The 17,690-nt window shown below is 51.8% G+C and carries 18 protein-coding genes; 4 read left to right on the forward strand and 14 right to left on the reverse strand.

The features are described 5' to 3' along the window. Positions 1 to 10 precede the first annotated feature (10 nt). The 8 genes from H5T67_01275 to H5T67_01310 all read right to left on the reverse strand — a co-directional run bounded on the left by H5T67_01275 (position 11) and on the right by H5T67_01310 (position 7,912). On the reverse strand, positions 11 to 904 hold the full coding sequence (locus H5T67_01275; GenBank protein MBC7243950.1) for a sugar phosphate isomerase/epimerase: 894 nt from the start codon (positions 902 to 904) through the stop codon (positions 11 to 13). Next, a complete protein-coding gene (locus H5T67_01280) occupies positions 904 to 1,878 on the reverse strand; it encodes a Gfo/Idh/MocA family oxidoreductase (GenBank protein MBC7243951.1) in 975 nt (324 codons plus the stop codon). Before H5T67_01280 ends, H5T67_01275 begins: the two co-directional genes overlap by 1 nt. A gap of 12 nt (positions 1,879 to 1,890) precedes the next feature. Beyond that, positions 1,891 to 2,658, reverse strand: a complete 768-nt coding sequence (locus tag H5T67_01285) for an ABC transporter ATP-binding protein (GenBank protein MBC7243952.1) — start codon at positions 2,656 to 2,658, stop codon at positions 1,891 to 1,893. Next, entirely contained in the window at positions 2,555 to 3,358 is an 804-nt protein-coding gene (locus H5T67_01290; protein ID MBC7243953.1) for an ABC transporter ATP-binding protein, read from the reverse strand. The genes H5T67_01285 and H5T67_01290 overlap by 104 nt, the downstream gene beginning before the upstream one ends. A 5-nt stretch (positions 3,359 to 3,363) precedes the next feature. Further along, a complete protein-coding gene (locus H5T67_01295) occupies positions 3,364 to 4,287 on the reverse strand; it encodes a branched-chain amino acid ABC transporter permease (protein MBC7243954.1) in 924 nt (307 codons plus the stop codon). Positions 4,288 to 4,467: 180 nt separating this feature from the next. Beyond that, on the reverse strand, positions 4,468 to 5,355 hold the full coding sequence (locus tag H5T67_01300; protein MBC7243955.1) for a branched-chain amino acid ABC transporter permease: 888 nt from the start codon (positions 5,353 to 5,355) through the stop codon (positions 4,468 to 4,470). A gap of 96 nt (positions 5,356 to 5,451) precedes the next feature. Continuing rightward, the gene (locus H5T67_01305) at positions 5,452 to 6,696 is read right to left on the reverse strand and encodes an ABC transporter substrate-binding protein (protein ID MBC7243956.1); all 1,245 of its coding nucleotides are present in this window, start codon (positions 6,694 to 6,696) and stop codon (positions 5,452 to 5,454) included. Positions 6,697 to 6,895: 199 nt separating this feature from the next. After that, positions 6,896 to 7,912, reverse strand: coding sequence for a LacI family DNA-binding transcriptional regulator (locus H5T67_01310; GenBank protein MBC7243957.1), 1,017 nt, complete (start codon positions 7,910 to 7,912; stop codon positions 6,896 to 6,898). Positions 7,913 to 8,174: 262 nt separating this feature from the next. Between H5T67_01310 and H5T67_01315 the strand changes: the two genes are divergently transcribed. Next, the gene (locus H5T67_01315; protein MBC7243958.1) at positions 8,175 to 8,336 is read left to right on the forward strand and encodes a hypothetical protein; all 162 of its coding nucleotides are present in this window, start codon (positions 8,175 to 8,177) and stop codon (positions 8,334 to 8,336) included. Positions 8,337 to 8,456: 120 nt separating this feature from the next. Here the strand turns inward: H5T67_01315 and H5T67_01320 are convergent, their stop codons facing one another. Both H5T67_01320 and surE read right to left on the reverse strand, forming a co-directional pair. Continuing rightward, entirely contained in the window at positions 8,457 to 9,524 is a 1,068-nt protein-coding gene (locus tag H5T67_01320) for a site-2 protease family protein (protein ID MBC7243959.1), read from the reverse strand. 101 nt (positions 9,525 to 9,625) lie between these two features. Beyond that, the gene (gene surE / locus H5T67_01325) at positions 9,626 to 10,447 is read right to left on the reverse strand and encodes a 5'/3'-nucleotidase SurE (protein ID MBC7243960.1); all 822 of its coding nucleotides are present in this window, start codon (positions 10,445 to 10,447) and stop codon (positions 9,626 to 9,628) included. 276 nt (positions 10,448 to 10,723) lie between these two features. Here surE and H5T67_01330 point away from each other — a divergent pair, with 276 nt between their 5' ends. After that, the gene (locus H5T67_01330; protein ID MBC7243961.1) at positions 10,724 to 12,235 is read left to right on the forward strand and encodes a glycosyltransferase; all 1,512 of its coding nucleotides are present in this window, start codon (positions 10,724 to 10,726) and stop codon (positions 12,233 to 12,235) included. Here the strand turns inward: H5T67_01330 and mutY are convergent. Both mutY and H5T67_01340 read right to left on the reverse strand, forming a co-directional pair. Beyond that, positions 12,232 to 13,347, reverse strand: coding sequence for an A/G-specific adenine glycosylase (gene mutY / locus H5T67_01335; protein MBC7243962.1), 1,116 nt, complete (start codon positions 13,345 to 13,347; stop codon positions 12,232 to 12,234). The genes H5T67_01330 and mutY overlap by 4 nt on opposite strands. Then, positions 13,328 to 13,819: a hypothetical protein gene (locus H5T67_01340; protein MBC7243963.1), complete on the reverse strand. Its 492-nt coding sequence runs from the start codon at positions 13,817 to 13,819 to the stop codon at positions 13,328 to 13,330. The genes mutY and H5T67_01340 overlap by 20 nt, the downstream gene beginning before the upstream one ends. A gap of 198 nt (positions 13,820 to 14,017) precedes the next feature. On the opposite strand from H5T67_01340, the gene H5T67_01345 reads away from it, so the two are divergent. Further along, complete coding sequence (locus tag H5T67_01345) at positions 14,018 to 15,511, forward strand: glycoside hydrolase family 13 protein (GenBank protein ID MBC7243964.1); 1,494 nt, start codon at positions 14,018 to 14,020, stop codon at positions 15,509 to 15,511. Between the two features lie 150 nt (positions 15,512 to 15,661). On the opposite strand, the gene H5T67_01350 is transcribed toward H5T67_01345, so the two are convergent. After that, on the reverse strand, positions 15,662 to 16,036 hold the full coding sequence (locus H5T67_01350) for a hypothetical protein (protein MBC7243965.1): 375 nt from the start codon (positions 16,034 to 16,036) through the stop codon (positions 15,662 to 15,664). A 36-nt stretch (positions 16,037 to 16,072) separates the two neighbouring features. Here H5T67_01350 and H5T67_01355 point away from each other — a divergent pair, with 36 nt between their 5' ends. Beyond that, positions 16,073 to 16,510 (forward strand): tetratricopeptide repeat protein, encoded by a 438-nt coding sequence (locus tag H5T67_01355; protein MBC7243966.1) that lies wholly within the window; start codon positions 16,073 to 16,075, stop codon positions 16,508 to 16,510. A gap of 70 nt (positions 16,511 to 16,580) precedes the next feature. Here the strand turns inward: H5T67_01355 and H5T67_01360 are convergent, their stop codons facing one another. After that, on the reverse strand, positions 16,581 to 17,606 hold the full coding sequence (locus H5T67_01360) for a nicotinate phosphoribosyltransferase (GenBank protein ID MBC7243967.1): 1,026 nt from the start codon (positions 17,604 to 17,606) through the stop codon (positions 16,581 to 16,583). Positions 17,607 to 17,690: the final 84 nt, after the last annotated feature.

Here is a 17,690-nt window from a genome sequence, read left to right on the forward strand (position 1 = left end):
TGCAGTGCCCTTATAAGGTCTTGATGATATTGCGAATGTACTCCGCGGCACGCACCATTCCCTCGGCAGCGGGTGGTAAGTCAATTTGCTGCCATCTGCGCTCGTATTCCAATGAGATCCAGCCATCATAGCCGATCTCTTTCAATCTCTTCAGAATGGCTGGCCAGTCAAGGATTCCCTCGCCTGGAATGCGCGAGTGCACTGTACGTTCTGATTCAGGAACGAAGGTAACGTTTGAGAATTTGGGTTTTTGAGGACGTCCGCTGCGGTAGACAAGATCTTTGCAATGAACAAAGAATATCTTGTCCTTTAGTAACTCAATCGCTTCCTCGTATTCCTCGGCTGGGAAAAAGGCCAGATTCGCTTGGTCATAGAGCACACCTACATTGGGGTGGTTAATCTCCCTCAAAATCTCTGCCGTCCTTGCCGCAGTAGTGGTCATAGTGCCAAAGTGTGTTTCCAGACAAAGCTTCACATTGCGTTCTGCTGCATAGTCGCCACATTCGCGCATTGATTTCACGAGCGCTTGCAGTTTCTTTTTTCCCGGGTCGGTTTCCCCATCCAAGAACTTGCCTCCGTAGACCCGAATGTGGTGGCAGTCGAGTAAGGCAGCCATGTCAATGATTCGTCTCAGGCCAGCGCACTCCTTTTGGCGTATTTCTTCATCGAGTGAATTATATAGATTGAGATAGGGCGTGAGCCCTGCAACCAATAGGCCTGATTGTTGGACTTTTTCCTTAACAGAAAGCACTTCAGTGTCCGTTGCAGCAAGAGGGATAGCACATCGGTAACCATCAGTCTGTACAATTACTTCAATGCCGTCCAGTCCAATCTGGGCGAAAAATGCGATTGCCTCATCAAGGCTGTATTCTGGTGTGCCCATCGTATGTCCACATATCTTCATCACTTGGAACTCCCCCAGTCTCTTGAGAGATCGGGCAATCCTGCTGCCCGTAATATTTTATCCATCAGCTCATGAGTCCTATATGCGTCTTCAGCGTTAGTAAGCGGTTTCTCGCGCGTCTTGACGCAGTGGAAAAAGTGTTTGATGCAGTCTTCGAAGCCTAGCCGGTGCACCACGGTGCACCAACCCTTATTCAGTGGCGTCATAGTCTGCCCTTCCTCCCGGTCCGGATAGATCACCCTGTAACTGTCAAGATTATCACTGATGGCAGTAATGCCTCCACCGTACATCTCGACATGTTCGCGCCATTGTCCGGCTTCACGTGAGGCCACCAATAGCCCAATTCCACCATCCTTAAATCCAAGCAATGCCGTACAGGCATCCTCGTAGAATGGATCAGCAAACAACGCGCGCGCCTCAACACTTTCGCATTCACCCAAAATATGGCGTAGCAAATCGACCATGTGAATAGCATTTTCTAAAGTTCCACGGAACTCTTTGAATTCGCGACTCTTGTTGGCAATCACCAGATGAGGGCGTCTATTGCCGAAAGCGGCTAAAGCGCGGGTATTGCAGGGTGCAAAACGTCGGTTGAATGCAACCATCAATATCCGCCCAGACTTGACCGCGGCATCTGTCAATAAGGCGCACTCATCCAGGGTCATGGCTAGCGGCTTTTCGCAGAGGACGTCCAGCTTGTGCTCGAGTAAGGGGAGGAGGTATTCCCTGCGCACCGTCTTGGGCGTCAATAGGATTGCACAATCGAGTTCGGTATCCAGAAACTCGTCAAACGTTTTGCATGCCTTTTTTGCGCCAAAACGCGCTGCAGCGCGCTCAGCATTCTGGTACGTTCTGCTGTAGACTGCGGCGATTTCCACGTCCGGCATAGATGCCAGAACCGGGAAATGGGCAATCTGCGCGATAGCACCTGTTCCAATAACCCCGACTCTGATCTTTCTTTGTTCCGTCGTCATGCTCATGATGTATTATCCTCCAAGATAGGCACGCTTGACTTCTTCGTCATTAAAGAGATCGGATGACTTGGCGTGTTTTCGGATTCGACCATTTTCCAGTACGTAGGTGTAGTCGGAGATCATCATGGCTTTGCGTGCATTCTGCTCCACCAGCAAGACCGTGATGCCTGATCGAGCAATGTCAGTGATGATGCCAAAAACCTGATCCACGAGCCGTGGCGCAAGCCCGAGGCTTGGTTCATCCAGCAACAGGATCTGGGGCTCAGCCATCAAACCACGCGCAATGGCTAACATCTGCTGTTCTCCGCCTGATAGCGTTCCAGCCAACTGGGAGCGCCGCTCACCAAGGACCGGAAATAGCTCATACATTTCGAGCATCTTCTTTTTCGCAGTGGAGGCTCTGATGCGCCATGCGCCCATAAGCAGGTTCTCAGCGACCGTTAGATTGACGAAAACGCGACGTCCTTCGGGAACTTGAACAATACCTGCTTTCACAACCTCGTGTGGCGAGGTTGGCAACGGCTTGTTGTGCAGCAGAATCTCACCACTTCGTCGCTTTACAACACCTGATATGGTGTTGAGCAAGGTGCTCTTGCCGGCGCCGTTTGAACCAATGATGGAAACGACCGAGCCTTTTGCGACGAATAAAGTTACATCTTCGAGCGCAACTACGTGATCATAATTCACGCAGAGGTTTCTGATCTCTAACACTCTTGCTGTCCTCTCCGATATACGCCTTGATAACCTCCGGATCGTTGCACACGGTTTGGGGTTTCCCATGTGTTAGCAGATGTCCGAAATTGAGTACGTAAATGTGCTCAGACAGTTCATTCACTACCTGCATGCGGTGCTCGATAATCAGAATTCCGAAATGGAATAGCTCTCTAAGTTCCGCAATCAAGCCAATGAAGGCTACTAATTCGCTAGGGTTAAGTCCTGCTGCAGGCTCGTCTAACATCAATAACTTGGGCTGGCTCACGATGGCACGCGCAAGCTCGACACGACGTTGCAATCCATAAGGGAGGTCGTGAGGGTGCTCGTTTTTGTACTTGGTCAGACCTACGATCTGAAGCGCTTCGAGTGCACGAAGCATGTTCGCCCTGTCGGTGTGGCGTTTGTGTGGCAATGCCAGCATAGCACTGAGCAGCGAGTAGTTGCTGTGCGCGTCAAGCGCAGTCATTACGTTTTCCAGCACGCTAAGTCCCCTGAACAGCCGGATATTCTGAAAGGTGCGTGAAACACCCATGCTGGCAATTTCGTGCTGCGCTTTGCCAACGATATCTTTTCCCATAAAGAGAATCTTGCCCGCGTCGGGCTTGTAGATGCCAGAGATCAAATTAAAGATGGTGGTCTTTCCCGCACCGTTAGGCCCGATAATGCTGATAATTTGGTTGCTGTCCACCGACAGCGAAACGTCTCTAACTGCTCTTACTCCACCGAAACTCTTGGAGAGATTATATACTTCTAGCAACATTTCCATCACCGCTATCCTTGCTCTGCTCCCTGTGTTTGAGGCAGGGCAAAGACCCTCTTGAGGAACCTCATCAGTGTCAGTACAATCCGCTTTATGGTTTTTCTATCGAGCTCCGCCTCGCCAAAAAGCCCCTGCGGGCGGAAGTTGACAATAAAAAGAACAATGATGCAGTAGAGCACAATGCGCAGTGGGTCGGAAAAACGCAGAATTTCAGGAATGAGTCCGAGGACGATTCCGGCAAAGACTGACCCTGTCAGGCTGTTCACTCCGCCGAAAAACACCATGACGATCCACATGGACGATTGAGTCCAGCCGAATGCAGCGGAGTCCAGGTAGGTCGTGGTATGGACATAAAGACAACCACCGAGCGCTGAGATGGCACCTGCCAAGGTAAAGATCAGCAATTTGACCCGTGCCACATTGATGCCCATAGAGGCAGCGGCGAGTTCATCACCCTTGATCGCAATGCACTCGCGGCCGAAGCGAGAGTTTTTGAGGTTCCAGATAAAGATGATCATTAGTATAAACGTGGCAATGATCATAGCCTGATTGGTGTACTTTGGGATTGCCGTGAGTCCCAGAGCTCCGCCAGTGATGCTGGCGGTGTTGTTCAGAAATGCCACCAGCGCTTCGCTAAATCCTAAGCTGACGATGGCAACATAGTCACGGCGCAGCCTTACGGCAGGTAGGCCAATCAGGAAGCCGAACAGCGCGCCCGTCAGTACTGCCGCTGGTATGGTAACAAGCAATGGCATGTGGAAGTACTTGGACAACATAGCTGCAGTATAGCCACCAACTGCCATGAAGGCAGCCTGCCCCATGGAGAACATACCCGTAAGGCCGGTGAGTACGTACACGCCCAGCATTCCTATCATCAAGATGAGAACATTGTTGATAAGAAAGGAATACAGGTAACTTATATATGTTGCAACCACTACCACCTCCCTACCATATCCATTGCTCCTGTTTGCATAGATTTCTCACAAATCCAAAGGCTCCGTGAAATGAGCGATGAACCGCCACTGGGAGCCTGCTTGCTCGTCTAGGTCAAGCAGGCGTACGCTGGCCATGTGCACAGAGGCTATCATCCATTCTCGGCAAAGGCCTACTGGCCACTAGGCTTTTTCCATCGCAAAGACACCTGCAAGACCCTGCGGACGGAGAAACAGGAAGATGAGCATGAAGAAGAAAGTGCCAACTGGCGCAAGGCTAGTGCCGAGAATGACTGAGAAGGCTGTTTCGACCAGACCAAGGATGATCGCAGCAAACAGTGCGCCATTGAGGCTGCCAAGACCACCGATGACACAGACCATGAAACCTTTGACAGTGTACATGCTGCCAATCTGAGGCGAAAGGATGGTTCGGATTCCAACGAACACTCCAGAAACTCCAGCAAGCGCGCCAGCGATAAAGAAGGTTGCCAAAACAATCAAGTCCACATTGACGCCCATCAGGCTCGTGGTACGTGGATCCATGGATAGGGCACGGACGGCCATGCCGAAGCGGGTCTTGTGCAAGATCAAGATCAAGATGCCAAGCATGACCGCTGCGACTGTGAGCATCATGAAGTTGGATATATCTAGGCTAACGCCTCCGAATTGAACAAATCGCTGTTTGAAAAAATTGGGATAGGAATAGAAAAGGCCGCTGAACTTGAGCGCAACCAGGTTCTGCAGGAGCATGCCCATTGTAATGGAAGAAACAAAGAACAGCAGAACTTGTTTCGAGGACTTGCGCAGGCGATGAAAGCTGATGAGCTCTACTATGATGTTAATTATCCCACCGCATAAGGCGGCAACAGCCAGAGTCAGCCAGAGGTTGGCGCCTATAATCCTGGTGGCGAGCAGCCCCAAATAGGCACTGCACACCATGGTACCACCATGTGCAAAGTTCGAAAACTTCAAGATGCTGAATATCAGAGCCCAGCCCACGGCAATAATGGCATACATGGCGCCATTGGAGACGCCGCCAATCAGCAACTGCAGATAGTAGTTGAGGTTCATAGGATCCACTCCCGTCCATACCTAGAGGAGACTTGCCCCTGCCAAACCACGATGCAGGGGCAAGTCCGCTCTTGGTTTACGGTAGGAATCTTAGTTCTAATGCTTGAGATACTCGGGAACGTAATAGCCCAAGTTCTTGTATCCACCGTTTTCGATGTTGTAGATGCACATGCCAAGTCCCAGAGGCATGTGAGTCTTGGGATCGATGCTGAAGTTGTCCGTGATGAGGCATTTGACGCCTGAAATATTCTCGAGAGCGTCGCGAATAGCCGCACGGTCGTCGCTGCCAGCCTTCTCGATGGCGGCCTTTGTGACCAGGATGGTATCATAGGCGATCCAGGACTTGGGCGTCGGCTTCTCGTTGTAAGCCGCGACATAGGCGGCTGTCACATCGGCAAGGTGAGGAGCCTCCATATCCAGGTTAACCGGGAAGTAGATGCGGCTCGCTGCCTTGGGATCAGACACGAGAGTCGCGAAAGGATAGCTGAAGTCGAGGCTTCCGCACTGCACGATATCCATGCCCATCTGGTACATCTGATTGGTCGCCACAACGAGAAGCTGAGTGTTGCAAGCGTTGAACAGGAATTCTGCCCCGCTGTTCTTGATGGCCGTGAGCTGCACCGTCAGATCGGTGTCGGCGATCTTGCATTTCTGAATGGTCTTGATCTCGATGCCGACCTTGCTGGCATAATCCAGAAATGCATTGGCCTGTGTAACGCAGTAGGCATGATCCTCAGCGATGAGAACCGCGGCCTTCTTCAGCCCCAGCACTTCAAATGGGTAGGCGCCCCCGATAATGCCGGTCTGAATAGCGGACGGCTGCACGAGGAACATGTAGGGATGCAAGGAATCGAGCTTCTCGCCCAGCATACATCGCGGGTCGCCAAACTGACCGAAGAAGACAAGGCCCTTCTCGTCCGCTACAGGCGCAACCGCAAGGCCAACGTTAGAGAAGGGAGGGCCCACAACGATAGCTGCTTTGTCCACGTCAGCCAGGCGCTTGAAGAGCGAAATGGCTTCCTGTGGATCGCTTCTGCAGTCGTAAACGATCAGCTTGACCTGGCGGCCGAGAATCCCGCCTTTGGCATTGATGTCATTGACTGCGAGTTCCCAACCGCGGGCAACAGCGGTGCCCAGAACCGAACCGTTGCCTGTGAGATCCGTGATGCCGCCAATGATAATGGGCGCCTTGACCTCCTGGGTGGGTTGCGCGGTTGGTTCGGGGGGCTTTGCGGTGGGTGCCGGTGGCTTCGTAGGCGTCGGTTGTGCGGGCTGGGCACAAGCTGCCAGCAACGATGCCACGAGCATGAGAGCAAGCAGAGTGGCGAGTAACTTTTTCATTTTCTTTGATCCTCCTTGATGTGTTTTCTTGGACAACCTTTCGTTGTCCGTAGAGCCTCACAGCAGACAGTCTACCGTGTGCAATTTCGCTGCAAGACTTAAGTTCCGATAATACTTGCAATCTCACAATCTGTCAAACAATCTGTATCCATCACTATTGGGCTTCGTTCCATTACCTCCTTTCCTAATGACAGCCACATCAGTCATCCCTATACCTCCTCGGTGCGCATGAGCCGCGAACTACCAATTTCACATCAAGAATAACCTTTCGACTAGAGCAGGAAGCTGATGCAGACATGCGTTCGATGAGCAAGTCGGTGGCGATTCTACCAATGTCCTGGATAGGCTGCGCAATGGTGGTGAGAGGCGGGAATGTAAAGGATGCCTGAGGGATGTCATCAAAGCCAATAACGGATATATCATCTGGTATGGCGAGAGCCTTCTCACGGATAGCGGCCATAGCCGCCATAGCCATAACGTCGTTGCAGGCAAAAATGGCGGTCGGGGGTTTCTCCAGACTAAGAAGTTTTTGCGCTCCGCTAATGCCACTCGCGTAACGGAAATCGCCCCTCACAATCAGGTCCTCGTCGATTGGCAGACCGGCGACGGTCAGCGCATCTTTGTAACCACACACTCGATCGGCACTGGGCGTAGTGTCTGAAGGTCCGGTGATGCACCCGATACGGTGATGGCCCAGTGAGATCAGATACTCCGTGGCGAGGTAGCCCCCATGGTAGTTGTCTACCAAGACCACGTCCACTTGTGCATTGGGCATCTGCCGATCCGCAATCACAACGGGGACCTTTTCTTCTGTGAGCAGGGTGATATGCTCGCTCTGGCTACTAGCGGCAATGAAGATGACGCCATCCACCTGTTTGGCCAGGAGCACGTTGACATAGGCCAGCTCCTTCTCCAGTTGGCCATCGGAGTTGCACAAGATAGTGCTGTAACCAGCCTCAAAACCACGTGTCTCTATCACCCTAGCTACATCGGCAAAGAAGGGGTTGGAGTTATCAGGAACGATCAGACCAATCGTATGGCTTATCCCTTGTCTGAGACTGCGGGCCAAGCTGTTGGGATGGTAATTCAATTCTTCCATCGCTTTCAACACTCTTTCGCGTAGCTCTTCGCTTACGTGGCGCGTTTCATTAATCACGTGTGATACAGTTGTGACTGAAACTCCAGCAGCTTGGGCCACATCCTTCATCGTCGCCATAGCCCAGTCCTTTGAGCAGAGTACTGAAAGTCCACAGGGCTTTTTCTGAATAATTATGCCCCTCAACAGCGAAATCTTGGTTAAGCAAACGGTTGCGCAAACGATTGCTAATTAATATAGCACAAAGATGTTCATTTGTCAAGAGCTCAAGTGCGCTTGGGCCAATAGATCGTTACCAGGTGATGCAGGCGATCTTGACAAAAGGTGGTGCTCCTGTGGTAAAAGAGTTGTGGCAAAAACTTCACCAGGAGGAGCACCACCTATGGCCGATCTGGCCTACCGGGAAGTATACACTATGAATCGCGTTCAAGCAAGACACCATCTCGTGCAAACCCATCAGGAAATGGGCAGCATCAGCACCACAGCACGCCGCTGGCATACCTCTAGGCAAGGTCGTGCGCAAGTGGCTGCGCCGTGCCGATGAGCACATTGCCTTGTTGCCTCCGCTCTCGCTCGACCCTATTAGCACGGACTTATTGCTGCCTTGCGACAAGCAGGATGGAACGATCTATTGGCCACTTACATCTTCTGTGGGTTTTGGCAATTAACGTCCGCCAAAGGGATACGGAGCCGTGACGTCATAATAGGTCACGATTAGAACCAGCACAAGCATCAGGATGATACCTACAAAATGGATCAGATTCTCTCTGGCGGGGTCTATGTGCTTGCCTCGTAAGGCTTCGAGGGTGACAAAGAGCAAACGACTCCCATCGAGACCAGGAAAGGGTAAGAGATTTGTTGCAGCGAGCGCTGCACTGAGAGTTGCGATGAGTTGCAACAAGGGGAACCACCATCCACTAGTTACTATCTGCTGGGCAGCCTGCCCAGTCAATTGAGCGATGCCAACCGGGCCAACCGGACGCACCAAGTCCACGGGAATTAGACCGCGCAGTATTTTTATGGGCAGTAAGAATAGAGACGAGACAGAGAGCAGTGTTTCCATCACTGCTCTGCGGATAGCTTCAGGCCATGGGTAGGAGACGACCTCTACCCAGCCGGCATCGTTGCGCACCGCCACACCGCGTGATTCCATTTTCACAAACCAAGGCCCTCCAGGTGGCAGAGACAAGGTCAAGCGGCGTCCATGACGGCGAATGGTTACCTTTCTGATGTCACCGTTCACCGACCTGGCATAGACGATAAGGTCCAACACAGTAGAGACTTCGTGATCATCCACAGCTAGGATTAGATCGTTGTCCTCAAAGCCTATCGCATATGCCACAGAACCAGGCAATACTTTCTGTACCCCTACTGCCAGGTCATGTGCGACAGGCCAGCCCGTTACAAACCCAATGCTGAAGAGGACAACAGACAGCATCAGATTCAGCGCAGGACCACCGAGCAAGAATGCAGCACGCGCGTGTGCCTCTTTATCGGTGAACAAAGTGCCTGGTGCCCCCTCTTCTGCTAGGCGGACAAATGCTCCAAAGGGTATCAAATTCAGGGTATACATTGTTTCGCCGATGCGAGCGAGGGTAATCAGACGCGGAGGATATCCCAGTCCGAACTCTTCTACATGTAACCCAATCCGTTTGGCCATAACCAGGTGGCCAAATTCATGGACAAACATTAGTAGGCTCAGTACAACGATGGCGGAAAGGACAATGATCAAAGATTCCCCCCTTGCAATCAGCAAGTGTCCATAGCTATGCCTTCTCTATGAGCATTATAGCAGAGGAAACGCTTTTCCACAAGCATCGCTCTCTTGGTGGGTTAAGGGATTGTGTCCTCTATAGATAATGTTGCCTGTAGATGCTGCAAATCCACCTTGGCGGTAAGATCAATGGTCAAAGGGCTAATGGAGATCACTCGATCCACAGCCACGGCATGGATATCAGAATCAGGTTCCAATGCTTCATAATCAATTTCACGCACATATCCAGACAGGTGCTTCTGTCCTTCTATATCAATACTCGATGGAGAAACCCAGTACTGTTGTCGGGAAACTCGGGTGAAGCGCCAAGGAGTATGGGGCCTGGCTGTACAAGGGACATCGAGCTTCAGAATGTCAATTCCCCTCGGCATGCCGTGAGTCAGCAGCCATTTGGCAAATCGGTGCACGAATACCGCCGCTGTGCTAAAGTCCACTTCGGTACTTTGGCTAAAATGAAATCTCCGCTCCGTCTCCAGTGAAGCAGCCAATGTCGGGATACCGAAGCCAGCTGCTTCTAGCGCTGCTCCAATCGTTCCAGAAATTGTAATGCCCGCACCCAGATTTTCGCCGTAATTAATGCCTGAAATGACTAGATCAGGCATCCTGGGCAGGATACACAGCAAGCCATAGCGCACTACCTGGGCAGGCGGTTTGTCCACAGCAAAGGCACGCACTCGCGTACCATCAACAACTAGGTTGCTTTCTTCTACATGGGTTGGACCCCCGATGAAACTGCGGCTGAGTCCCGAGCACTGTACCGATGGAGCTACTACCCAAACTTCTGCCAGTGAAAGCACACTGCGAACAGCTGCCACCAATCCCGGTGAGGCAATCCCGTCATCGTTGGTGATCAAGATTAGAGCATGGTTTCCCTTATCCATTGGATCTTCTCACATATACTTCAGCATTTCCAATCTTCAGTGAATTTGTGGTTTTTGTCAAATATCGGCTTGTCTGAGGGTGAAAGTTGCCTCTTGCGAACCGAAAAGTAGACAAGTTGCCCACGACTGAGTTGCGCAGTAGATGAAGAGTGGATTATGCGTAGCTCCGAGCCGACTGCGTGCATGAAAAGTTCCGCAAGGTTCCCGTTTGCCATCGAGGCAACAACGGTAGTAGAATAGCGCATCTTTGGCAATGCCAAACGGAGAGTGCTGTGCATGGTTTGTTTGGAGCTGTTGTATGGAATCCTAGCAGCGTGGCTTGCTTTGTACGGTCTGAATAGCCTGATGCTGACCGTCATCTATCTCTTAGGGAGCTTGCGCCAGCCGCAACTGACAGCACGATGGGAGAGCTGGCCAGCAGTTACTGTACAGTTGCCCATTTACAATGAACGACATGTAGTGGAACGCCTGATTGCTGCCGTGGCAGCCTTGGATTACCCACATGATTTGTTACAGATTCAGGTTCTAGATGATTCCACAGATGAAACCACGGTGATAGCGCAGCAGGCTGTTGCTCGCTACGCTCAGATGAGTCTTTCAATCCAGTATCGGCATCGTTCACAGCGGATTGGGTTCAAAGCTGGCGCTCTGGCCGAAGGACTGCACCATGCCAAAGGAGAGTTATTGGCTATTTTTGATGCCGATTTCATCCCTCCGAAGGATTTCTTGCGCCGTATTGTGCCCTATTTCTCATCAGACAATGTCGGCTGTGTGCAGGCACGTTGGGGGCATTTGAATCGCACTCATTCCGTCCTAACACGAGCGCAGGCACTGGGCATAGACGGGCATTTCATTGTCGAACAAGGGGCACGTAGTCAGGCACACTTCTTTCTCAACTTCAATGGCTCTGCTGGCGTATGGCGCCGTGCGTGTATAGAAGGGGTAGGAGGTTGGCATACTGATACGCTGACGGAGGACCTGGATCTCAGCTACCGTGCCCAATTGGCAGGGTGGCGCATTGCCTATGTTCCTGATATCGAGGTGCCTGCCGAATTACCACCTCAGATGGATGCTCTGCGCCGCCAGCAGGCGCGTTGGGCCCAGGGCAGTATCCAGGTAGCGCGGAAACTCTTATGGCCATTGTGGTGCGCTGCGTATCCCTGGTTCATCAAGGTCGAAGCAGCGCTTCATTTAACTGGCTATATGGTGCATCCTTTGATGCTGGTGACGTTGCTGTTGACCTTGCCCATGTTGCTGACCAGCAGCCGGGTAGCCGCTTTTGTGCCCTATTTCCTTTTTGCCTCCATAGGGCCGCCGCTGCTGTACCTAGTGGCGCAGCGCAGGCGCGGCCCTGGCTGGTGGCGAGAATTGCGGTTTATGCCGTTTTTGCTGTCGCTGGGCATGGGATTGTCCTTGAACAACACAGTGGCTATGGTGCGTGCGTTGCTTGGGCAGCAGGAAGAATTTCAGCGTACACCTAAATTCGATATCCATGATAACCGTGGGCATTGGCGCGATAGCATGTATGCACTGCACTGTACCACACTGGTCTGGTATGAGACAGGGCTTGCTGCCTTTTCTCTGTCCATCGCAATGCTGGCTGTGCGTCAGGGAAGATTTCCTCTTGCTTTGTGGTTGGTGATTTATGGGCTGAGCTACTCCTATGTTGCTGGGACGAGCCTTATCCAGAGCCTGCAACGAAGACATAAAGAGGCTACCTCAAAGCAGACGCAGCGTCTAACAAGGGAAAAAGGCTCAAGGTCAAAACAATTTCGGAAGATAGCCTAGAGGCTCGGAGCGTCTCGTGATGGATGATGGCCAGCCTGCAGAGCTTGGATGATCGTGCGGTTCGCAGCAGGAAAAGCATAATCGCACAGTTCGTGGGGTTGTATCCATTTCCAAGCAGCACAGCCAAAATTCTGCGGCTCCCCGCTCACGTACCGGCAGTGGTAAGCATATAGGGTGATGCGGAAGTGTGTGTACGCATGGTGTACTTGAGCCAGAGGCTCTCCTACTTGAATCTCGATACCAAGCTCCTCCCGTACTTCCCTGATCAGACATGCTTCCAAGCTTTCCCCTGGCTCCCGCTTGCCCCCTGGGAATTCCCACAGACCGCCGAGCAAGCCTCCAGGAGGGCGTTGAGCAATGAGGATAAAGCCATCGCGCCAGATTACTCCAGCCGCAATGTCATAGTGGGGTGTGGCTTTCTTCGGTCGCCGCACGGGTAATTCTTCCTGGATGTGCAAGCGCCATGCTTGACATTCCTCATGCCAAGGGCACTGGCTGCAAGCAGGGTGGCTGGCGGTGCAAATGGTAGCTCCCAGATCCATCAGCGCTTGGTTGAATGTGCCAGCCTGCCCGGGTGGAAGCAGTGTGGAGGCAAGTTCCTGAATACGTTTTGCCCCCTTGGGGGTGGTTAGGTCTGTCTTAATCCCGAACATGCGGCTGAGCACGCGCTTGGCATTGCCATCTATAGCTGGGCGGTCCTGGCCAAAACAGATGCTCAAAATAGCGCCAGCAGTGTAAGGGCCAATGCCAGGCAATGCCAGGAGCGCTTCGAGCGAGTTAGGGAGATCTCCATCGTACTGGACACACACTTGCTGGGCCAGTGCATGGAGGTTGCGTGCTCGGGCATAGTACCCCAACCCTTCCCATGCTTTGAGCACTTCATCTAATCTTGCCTCAGCCAGCGAACCCCAGGTCGGGAAAAGCTTCAGAAACCGTTGGTAGTAGGGAAGCACAGTTTGTACCCTAGTTTGATGGAGCATGAATTCGGCAACTGTAATGGCATAGGGATCGCGCGTGTTGCGCCAGGGCAAGTCTCTGCGGTTTTCTTGGTACCAATCGAGAAGCTGCCGGGCAAGGCTGTGGGACAAGGGACTACCAGTCGCCAAAGTCATCCTCTTCTGCCAAACGACCTAACCTGCGCAATGCACGCCACAATCGCTCTTCCCAGATGCTACCATGCAAGAGTTGATTGATCTCCTGGGCTTCCTGCAGGCGTCCCCAATGGGTAACGATGAAAGTGATGCGCCGCCATTTATGGCTGGCAATTGGATGGGGTAGAGGACGCAATTCCCCAAGATGCACCTTATAGTAGAGTTCTTTGGCATGAGGATGATCGGGCTCATCGGGTAGGAGTTGGATCCGTGGCATGATCTCCCAAACGGAGGTATGAGCATAATAATTGATGGACCATTTCTGATCGCCAAACTCTTTGGTCTGGTAAAAGGCCAGTATGGGTGCATTCAGACCACGCTTAGGCAGGTGCTTCACTGGAATACGGTACCAATGTTGGTCACGAGCTATGATCAAGTCCTGTGGTTTGTTCAGAATCGCAACCAGTACAGTCGTATAGCGATCGGGTCCCATGTTTACTCCTTGTCCCATGGGAAATGGACAAGTCCGAAGTAGCACGGTGCATACATGGCCCAACTGTAGCGCAAATGTGTCTGCTTGTCAAAGAGATTTCATATTCTGAACATTTGACTGCATCCCGCGACCTTTGTAATATAGTCGTTGCTCAAGACTCTTCGTTGAGGCAGCGTTCCAATGGAGAAAACACAGACTATGCCGTTTGCAACTCCCGAGTGGGTTAAAGATGCCATTTTTTACGAGATATTTCCCGATCGCTTTGCTTTCAGCAAGGCAGTGCCTAAGCCGCACAATCTGGAACCGTGGGATAGCCCTCCTACTGTACATGGTTTCAAAGGCGGTGATTTGTTGGGCATCCTAGAGCATCTGGATTATTTACAGGACCTGGGCGTTAATGCCATTTACCTGACCCCCATCTTTCAATCTACGGCCAATCACCGCTATCACACGTATGACTACTACCATGTTGATCCGCTGCTTGGCGGCGATAGCGCGTTTCGCACTTTGCTAGATGAAGCCCATCGGCGTGGTTTGCGCATCATTCTGGACGGCGTCTTTAACCATGCCAGCCGGGGATTTTTCCAGTTCAATCACATTTTGGAAAATGGGGAATCTTCGCCTTATTTAGACTGGTTCATTGTGAATGGCTGGCCGTTACATGCCTATGACGCACAGCACAAGCCCAATTATGCTGCTTGGTGGGGGTTGCATGCTTTGCCTAAATTTAACACTGATTCGCCGGATGTGCGCGAATTTTTGCTAGGCGTAGCACAGTACTGGGTGGAACAAGGCATTGATGGCTGGCGCCTCGATGTCCCTGGGGAAATCAACGATGATAATTTCTGGCGCGAATTTCGCCGACGCGTCAAAGAAGTCAATCCTGATGCGTACATCGTAGGCGAAATTTGGCACGATGCCCGCCATTGGCTGCAAGGAGACCAATTCGATGCTGTGATGAATTATCTGTTTACCAAGGCTTGCCTTTCCTTCTTTGTTGGGCGAGACCTGAACCCAGCGTTGGTCTCCGGAGTGGGTTATTATCCGGTTCAACCAACATCAGCGGAGGAATTTGGCTCTGCGATTGACCATTTGCTTTCGCTGTATCCCCCAGAAGTAACTCAAGCGCAATTGAATCTCCTGGATAGCCACGATACCGCACGATTTCTGACCTTGGCACGTGGTGATGAATCTGCCCTGCGCCTGGCCATGCTGTTTATGATGTGTTATCCTGGAGCGCCCTGCATCTACTATGGTGATGAAATAGGTATGGAAGGAGGCAAGGACCCGGACTGCCGACGTGCTTTCCCATGGGATGAGCAGCGGTGGAACAAGGAACTGCTTGGCTATGTTAAGCGTTGCATCGCTCTGCGCAAAGCCCATATAGCGCTACGTCGTGGTGAATACAAGTCCTTGTTGGCTCAAGAGCAGGTGTACATCTTTGGGCGTAGGATTTCCTTCGCGGGATTGGCACATGAAGGGTTATCTGAGGAGACTTTGCTATGCCTGCTCAACGCAGGCAAAAGCCCCTGGGAACTGCGCGTGCCCGTACATGGCTATCTCCCAGACGGAGCATTGTTGCGTGATGTATGGGGAGAGGGTACAGCAATTGTGTGGGATGGATGGCTCGTCGGGCTCACCGTGCCAGCCCGTACTGGTATGGTGCTGGAGGTTGCCGCTCCCAATGGATGACCAGTAAGCCTATCCCTGCTACTTTTTTCGCATAATGGCGGCGTAGCTCAGTTGGCAGAGCAGGGGACTCATAAGCACCGGGGCACTAGTCGCTACCATATTTGTTTCTCAGTAGCAAAAAACGCTTTCTCATCTGAGAAGGCGTTTTTGCTACTCTGCGTCAAAAGAGATGTCCAAGTTCTTGGGTAGCGTGACTTTGGCAGTAACCAACCGATTGACAACCTGACTGATGCCGCCATTGCCAACGATGCTGAGCAGCCGATAGGCCTCATCAAAGTTCACGTGATAAGTGCGACAAATAAACTCCACCATATCCGCGGCAGCAATGGTCAGTGCCTCTTGCAGCGTCGGAGCACTAGCAAGCGTAATCCATGCCTCCTTAGTTTGCACCCGTGGCCGCAACAGGGTCTCAGGAGAGATGTGGACGCGAAGCTTTACCCTACCGGCTGTCTCTACTCCTTGGCCACATAATTCTCCATCACCCTGTGCAGTGTCTTCTTGCCAAAATGGATGATGTGGATACAATTATAATCTACTTAGATTCAGTTGTAGGAGATGAACATGGACTTGAACGTGTCAAAATACCAGATCAAGGAGGAACTCCGTAAACAATGGACGACACGAGCGGTGCAATCAGCGCTCATGGGCCATTGGGATGAAGCAGTCCAGGCCAATTTGCGCGTGCTCGAAATGTTTCCCGACGATATCCAAGCTCGTAATCGACTAGGTAGGGCATACCTTGAATTGGGGCGTTACGAAGAGGCAATAGCAGCGTACGAGGCAACTTTGCAGCGACAACCCTCGAACAATATTGCCAGAAAAAGATTAGCAGGGCTATATGCTCAACTTAACCGCAAGCCCACAATACCGCTTGAGATTACCCCTGCCATTGAACTGGCTGAGGAAGAAGAGGAAGAAATCGAAGAATTTGAAGAGTATATCGAGGAAGAGGAAATCGAACCTGGAATTGACCTCGAGGAAGACAGCGGCGAATTCTAAATCCGCTTCCAATCATATTGGAGCATCGCAACGAAGTATAACTTGACTTGTAAAGTATGCCTCGGCAGAGTTAGCGAGTTGCCTCTTTGATCTTGGCTAAATTAACACGTTGCAGGCGTGGATTGGGCGTAATACCGGGAATTCGGCCTCGTTTGGCGATAGGCTTACCTGCGATCACTTTGAGGTCTCCCGTGAAATCAATTGGCGGGGCACTGCTAATAGCACTGCCTACGCCGAATACGTCTACAGGTGCTTTTTGTTCGCGAAACAAGCGAATGCGCTCTGCATCTACTCCACCGCTCACCGTGATCTTGACCCACGTGTATCCAGCCTGATCTAGGCGTGCCCGCAACTCTTTGACCAATTCCGGGGTCACACGGCCACGCTCTGGCGGCGTATCCAGTCTTACTCCCCACAACCTGTAACCCAAAGCCTCAGCTACACGCAAGCTCTCCTCGCATTCGTCCTTGAAGGTATCCACTAGTGCTATACGGCGGATATGAGGTGGCATATGTCGGTCGAAAGCCTCTGTGGCCTTTACGGTATCGCCAAAGATCAGGACCATTGCATGTGGAATTGTCCCAGTAGCCTCCAACCCAGCCAAGTCCGCTCCTACAGGCGTAGCACAGCCAGCGCAACCACCCACAATCGCGGCATATTCCAGACGTCCCGCTACGCTCGGGTGGACATGGCGCGCACCAAAACTGATCACTGGAATGCCATCTGCTGCTTCTACACACGCTCGCGCCGCAGTAGCCCAGCCACTGGTTTGCGCTAACATACCCAATATTGCTGTTTCGTACAGCCCGAATCGCGAGTAGGATGCCGTGATGCGCAGCACTACCTCCTTGGCCGCCATTGGCTCACCTTCAGCCAATGCCCACACTTCACCGTCTTCTGGCAATACCTGGGCCAGTAACTCAAGCACTTCATTCATCCCACAAAGAATGCCCTCTCTATTGGGGAAAATCTCCATAGTAACCACTGGATCCAATCCCTCGGCACGCAGGATAGCCTGGGTGCGCGAGAAATAGATATCAGCAGTATATCCAGAGAGGATGCTTTTATTGATCTTAGAGTTCACCATAGTATTCATAGCTCCTTAACCACAAGTTAGGTACCAGCACAAAATGGAAAAGCATGTAGTGACGCCTTGTTCTTACCAATCGGTTGCTATGAA

This window comes from Chloroflexota bacterium (assembly GCA_014360905.1).
Taxonomy (GTDB): domain Bacteria; phylum Chloroflexota; class Anaerolineae; order UBA2200; family UBA2200; genus JACIWX01.